The 4,946-nt window shown below is 71.9% G+C and carries 6 protein-coding genes; all 6 read left to right on the forward strand.

All coding sequences use genetic code 11. The annotated features are described in order from the left end of the window. Window positions 1–324 (forward strand): ABC transporter permease subunit (locus FUT87_RS12855; protein ID WP_147241273.1); only part of this gene is annotated, 324 nt, incomplete at its 5' end. Between the two features lie 124 nt (window positions 325–448). Beyond that, a complete protein-coding gene (locus tag FUT87_RS12860; RefSeq protein ID WP_186830511.1) occupies window positions 449–1,120 on the forward strand; it encodes an ABC transporter ATP-binding protein in 672 nt (223 codons plus the stop codon). 170 nt (window positions 1,121–1,290) lie between these two features. Beyond that, entirely contained in the window at window positions 1,291–1,860 is a 570-nt protein-coding gene (gene ssuE, locus FUT87_RS12865; RefSeq protein WP_147241274.1) for an NADPH-dependent FMN reductase, read from the forward strand. Window positions 1,861–1,912: 52 nt separating this feature from the next. Beyond that, on the forward strand, window positions 1,913–2,908 hold the full coding sequence (locus FUT87_RS12870) for a sulfonate ABC transporter substrate-binding protein (RefSeq protein ID WP_147241275.1): 996 nt from the start codon (window positions 1,913–1,915) through the stop codon (window positions 2,906–2,908). Between the two features lie 23 nt (window positions 2,909–2,931). Next, a complete protein-coding gene (ssuD, locus tag FUT87_RS12875) occupies window positions 2,932–4,113 on the forward strand; it encodes an FMNH2-dependent alkanesulfonate monooxygenase (RefSeq protein ID WP_091723873.1) in 1,182 nt (393 codons plus the stop codon). A gap of 40 nt (window positions 4,114–4,153) precedes the next feature. After that, on the forward strand, window positions 4,154–4,946 hold a 793-nt coding region (gene ssuC / locus FUT87_RS12880), incomplete at its 3' end, for an aliphatic sulfonate ABC transporter permease SsuC (protein ID WP_404935395.1).

A 4,946-nucleotide genomic window follows, 5' to 3' on the forward strand; every position in this document is an offset into this window, starting at 1 on the left:
CTGGTCGAGGTCGCCCGGCTGCGCGGGTTCGGCCGCGCGGCGCTGGCGCGGCGCGTGCTGCTGCCCGCGGCGCTGCCGGCGCTGCTGACCGGCCTGCGCAACGGGCTCAGCCTGGCGTGGATGTTCATGGTCGCGGCCGAGCTGATCGCGGCGAGCCGCGGCCTGGGCTACCTGCTGACCGATGGTCGTGAGACGGGGCGGGCCGACCTGGTGCTGGCGGCGATCGTGCTGCTGGCCCTGCTGGGCAAGCTCACGGACAGCCTGATGGCCACGGTGGAACAACGCGCGCTGCACTGGCGCGACAGCTTTGGAGGCCCGGCATGAGCGTGCTCGAAGTGCAGGTGAGGGCGAAGCGATTCGCCGGTGCGGCCAGCGTGGTCGGCTCGGCCGGCAAGGCTCGCGGGAATGGCCAAGGTGGCGGGGCACATGCCTCGCGCGCGAAACGCCGGTGCTGTCCGACGTCCGCTTCGCGTTGGCGGCGGGGGAGGTGCTGGCGCTGGTCGGCGCGAGCGGCTGCGGCAAGAGCACGCTGCTGCGCATCGTGGCGGGGCTGGATCCCGATTTCAGCGGCGAGGTCCGGCTCGGCGGGCGGCCGCGGCAGGGGCCGGATCGGGACATCGGGGTCGTCTTCCAGGAACCACGGCTGTTCCCGTGGCTGACCGTGGCGGAGAACGTCGGGTTCGATCTCGGGCAAGGGCATGACGAGGCCTGGGTGAGGCGGCTGCTCGAGGAGGTCGGACTGGCTGGACTGGAGGACGCGCTGCCGCGCCAGCTGTCCGGCGGTCAGGCGCAGCGGGCGGCGATCGCGAGGGCGCTCTACACGCGGCCGCGCGTGCTGCTGCTGGATGAGCCGTTCTCGGCGCTGGATGCGTTCACGCGGATGAAGCTGCAGGACCTGGTGCGGGAGGTGGCGCGGGCGCATGGCACCAGCCTGCTGCTCGTGACGCATGACATCGAGGAGGCGGTGCTGCTCGCCGATCGGGTGCTGGTGCTCGGGGCGGCGCCCGGGCGCATCGTGCGGGAGATCCCCGTCGGGGTGCCGCACCCCCGGGGGCGTGGGAGCGCCGAACTGGGGGCGCTGCGGGGGCAGGTGTTGTCGGCGTTGGCACCACCGGGGTGATCGGCCCTCACCCCCACCGCTCTCCCGCAAGCGGGCGAGGGGCTTCGGTGCGTTGTGCCTGGGGGTCTGGCGATAGCCGTTTTACGCCTATCCATCGGCGTTCTGCTTCGTTCAGGGAATGACGGCCGATTCGCAGAATGACCCGGTCCCTGCTTCATCCCCCGACCGCCATGTCCGTCCTGCTCATCGCCGCCAGTCCCAGTGTCCACTCGCGCTCCGGCGCCTTGCTGAGCGCCGCGGCGCAGCGCCTGCATCACCACGGGCTCCCGACCCGCACCCTCAAGCTGCGCGATCTGCCCGCGCAAGCGCTGCTTCATGCGGACATCGGGGACGCGACCCTGCGCGAGGCGCTCGCCTCGGTCGCCGAGGCGAAGACCATCGTCATCGCGACCCCCATCTACAAGGCGGCCTATAGCGGGCTGCTGAAAGTCTTCCTCGATCTGCTGCCGCAGGACGGCCTGGCCGGCAAGACGGTCTGGACGCTCGCGACGGGCGGCAGCCTCGCCCATCTGCTGGCGCTCGACTACGGCCTGCTGCCGGTGCTGTCCGCGCTCGGGGCCCGCTCGCACATCGATGGCGTCTATGCCAGCGACGCGCAGATCGCCAAGGATGCCGCCGGCGAGTACCGCGTCGGCGACGACATCGCCAGCCGCCTGCTGGTGGGCGCCTCGCAGGTGATCGATCGCGTGCCCGCGCCCGAGCGCGCGGCGCCCGTCGCGCGTCCCGCCCTGGTCCTCTGAACGTCGGCTCTGCCCGGCGCTCTCCAACAACCTCCCACTCCGCGACCTCCTCATGAAGCTCTTCCTCGATCGCCGCGCGGCGCTGGTCCGCGCCGTCACCTTCTCCGCCGCGCTCGCCGCGACGCTCGGCCTGCATGCCGGCGCCGCGCACGCGCAGGCGCCGGCCAATCCCACCGAGCTCCGCATCGGCTTCCAGAAGTACGGCACGCTGACCGTGCTGAAGGCCAAGGGCGACCTGGAGAAGCGCCTGGCGCCGCTGGGCATCACGGTCAAGTGGACCGAGTTCCCCGCCGGCCCGCAGCTGCTCGAGGGGCTGAACGTCGGTTCCATCGACTTCGGCACCGTCGGCGAAGCGCCGCCGATCTTCGCGCAGGCCGCCGGCGCGGACCTCGTCTATGTCGCCAACCAGCCGCCCGCGCCGGCGGCCGAGGCGCTGGTCGTGCCCAAGGACTCGCCGGTGCGCACGCTGGCCGATCTCAAGGGCCGCAAGGTGGTGCTGAACAAGGGCTCCAACGTCCACTACCTGCTGGTCAAGCTGCTGGAGAAGCAGGGCCTGAAGTACAGCGACATCCAGGTCGTCTACCTGCCGCCGGCCGACGCGCGCGCCGCCTTCGAACGCGGCGCCGTCGACGCCTGGGTGATCTGGGATCCCTTCCTTGCCGCGGCCGAGCGGCAACTCGGCGCGCGCGTGATCGCCGACGGCAAGGGCGTGGTCGCGAACCACCAGTTCTACCTGGCCGCGCGCGGCTACGCGGAGAAGCATCCGCAGGTCGTGCAGGCGATCGTCGACGAACTGGCCCGGCTGGACCGCTGGTCCGAGGCCAACACCGCCGCCGTGGCGGCCCTGCTCGCGCCGCAGATCGGCCTGGACGTCGCGACCACCGAGCTCGCGGCCGCGCGCTTCGCCTACGGCATCCAGCCGATCACGCCGGCGATCGCCGCCGAGCAGCAGAAGATCGCCGATGCCTTCCATGCGCTGAAGCTGATCCCCAAGCCCATCCGCATCGCCGACGCGCTGCCGAAGTCGGTCCGCACCGCCGCCAAGTGAGCGGCACCACGAGAAGGTCCCCCATGAAGATCCTCTGGTTCATCCCCACGCACGGCGACTCGCGCTACCTCGGCACCTCCAGGGGCGCCCGCGTCGCGGACTTCGACTACTACCGCCAGGTCGCGATCGCGGCCGACAGCCTCGGCTACGAGGGCGTGCTGCTGCCCACCGGCCGCAGCTGCGAGGACAGCTGGATCGTCGCGGCCAGCCTGATCGAGGCGACGCGGCGCCTGAAGTTCCTCGTCGCGCTGCGGCCGGGGCTGGTGCAGCCGGTGCAGTCCGCGCGCATGGCGGCGACGCTGGACCGGCTCTCCGGCGGGCGACTGCTGGTCAACCTGGTCACCGGCGGCGATCCGGACGAACTGGCCGGCGACGGCCTGTTCCTGCCGCATGAAGAGCGCTACGCGCTGTCCACCGAGTTCCTGACCGTGTGGCGCGAGGTGCTGCGCGCCAGTCACGAGGGCGAGGCCGTCGATTTCGACGGCGACCAGCTGCGGGTGAAGGGCGGCAAGCTGCTGTACCCGCCGGTGAGCCGGCCCTATCCGCCGGTGTTCTTCGGCGGCTCGTCGGGACCGGCGATCGAGCTGGCGGCCGAGCAGGTCGACACCTACCTGACCTGGGGCGAGCCGCCAGCCGCCGTCGCCGAGAAGCTGGGCGAAGTGCGCCAGCGCGCGCAGGCCAAGGGGCGCCGCCTCGAGTACGGCATCCGCCTGCATGTCATCGTCCGCGAGACCGAGGAAGAGGCCTGGGCCGCCGCCGGCGACCTGGTGAAGCACCTCGACGAGGACGTGATCGCGGCGGCGCAGGCCAAGTTCGCCGCGATGGATTCGGTGGGGCAGCGCCGCATGGCCGAGCTGCACAAGGGTCGGTTCAACAAGGACGACATCCGCAGCGGGCTGGAGATCTCGCCCAACCTGTGGGCCGGCGTCGGCCTGGTGCGTGGCGGTGCGGGCACGGCGCTGGTCGGCAATCCGCAGCAGGTGGCCGACCGGCTCCAGGAATACGCCGCGCTGGGCCTGGAGTACTTCGTGCTCAGCGGCTATCCGCACCTGGAGGAGGCCTACCGCTTCGCCGAGCTGGTGTTCCCGCTGCTGCCGCTGGCGCTGCGCGAGAAGCTCAGCGCGCCCAAGCTGACGGGCCCCTTCGGCGAGATCGTCGCCAACAGCTACGTCCCCGGTCCGGCCAAGCTGGCCGCTGCGAGCTGAGATGGGAACGGCCGTGATCGAGGCGCCACGCGCGCCGCGCATCGTGGGGACTGCGACCGGAGGGACCGCCCGCGAGCGGGAGGCGCCACGTCAACCGCAGGCGTGGCGAGCCGCGTCCGCCGCGGCGCTCCGGCGATTGGCCCCATGGCTGGTGCCGCTGGCGGTGCTGGCGCTTTGGCAAGTGAGCGCGCAGGCGGGCTGGCTGTCGACGCGGGTGCTGCCGGCGCCTTCGGCGGTGGCGCGGGCGGCGTGGGAGCTGGCGCTGTCGGGCGAGCTCTGGCGGCACTTGGTGGTGAGCACCGGCCGGGCCTTCCTCGGCTTCGCCATCGGCGGCGGCCTGGGCCTGCTGCTGGGCCTGCTGACCGGCTCGCAGCGCTGGGCCGAGACGGCGCTGGACACGACACTGCAGATGCTGCGCAACATCCCGCCGCTGGCGCTGATCCCGCTGGTGATCCTGTGGTTCGGCATCGACGAGACGGCCAAGCTGTTCCTGGTGGCGCTGGGCGTGTTCTTCCCGGTCTACCTGAACACCTTCCACGGCATCCGCGGCGTGGACCGCGACCTGATCGAGATGGCGCGCTCCTACGGCCTGCGCGGCGGGGCGCTGTACCGGCGGGTGATCCTGCCGGGCGCGACGGCCTCCATCCTCGTGGGGCTGCGCTTCTCGCTGGGGCTGATGTGGGTGCTGCTGATCGTGGCCGAGACCATTTCGGCGCAGAGCGGCATCGGCTACATGACGATGAACGCGCGCGAGTTCCTGCAGACGGACGTGGTGCTGGTGGGCATCCTGATCTACGCGCTGCTGGGCAAGCTGGCCGACGTCGCGGCGCAGG

The sequence above is a fragment of the Mitsuaria sp. TWR114 genome (assembly GCF_007997345.1).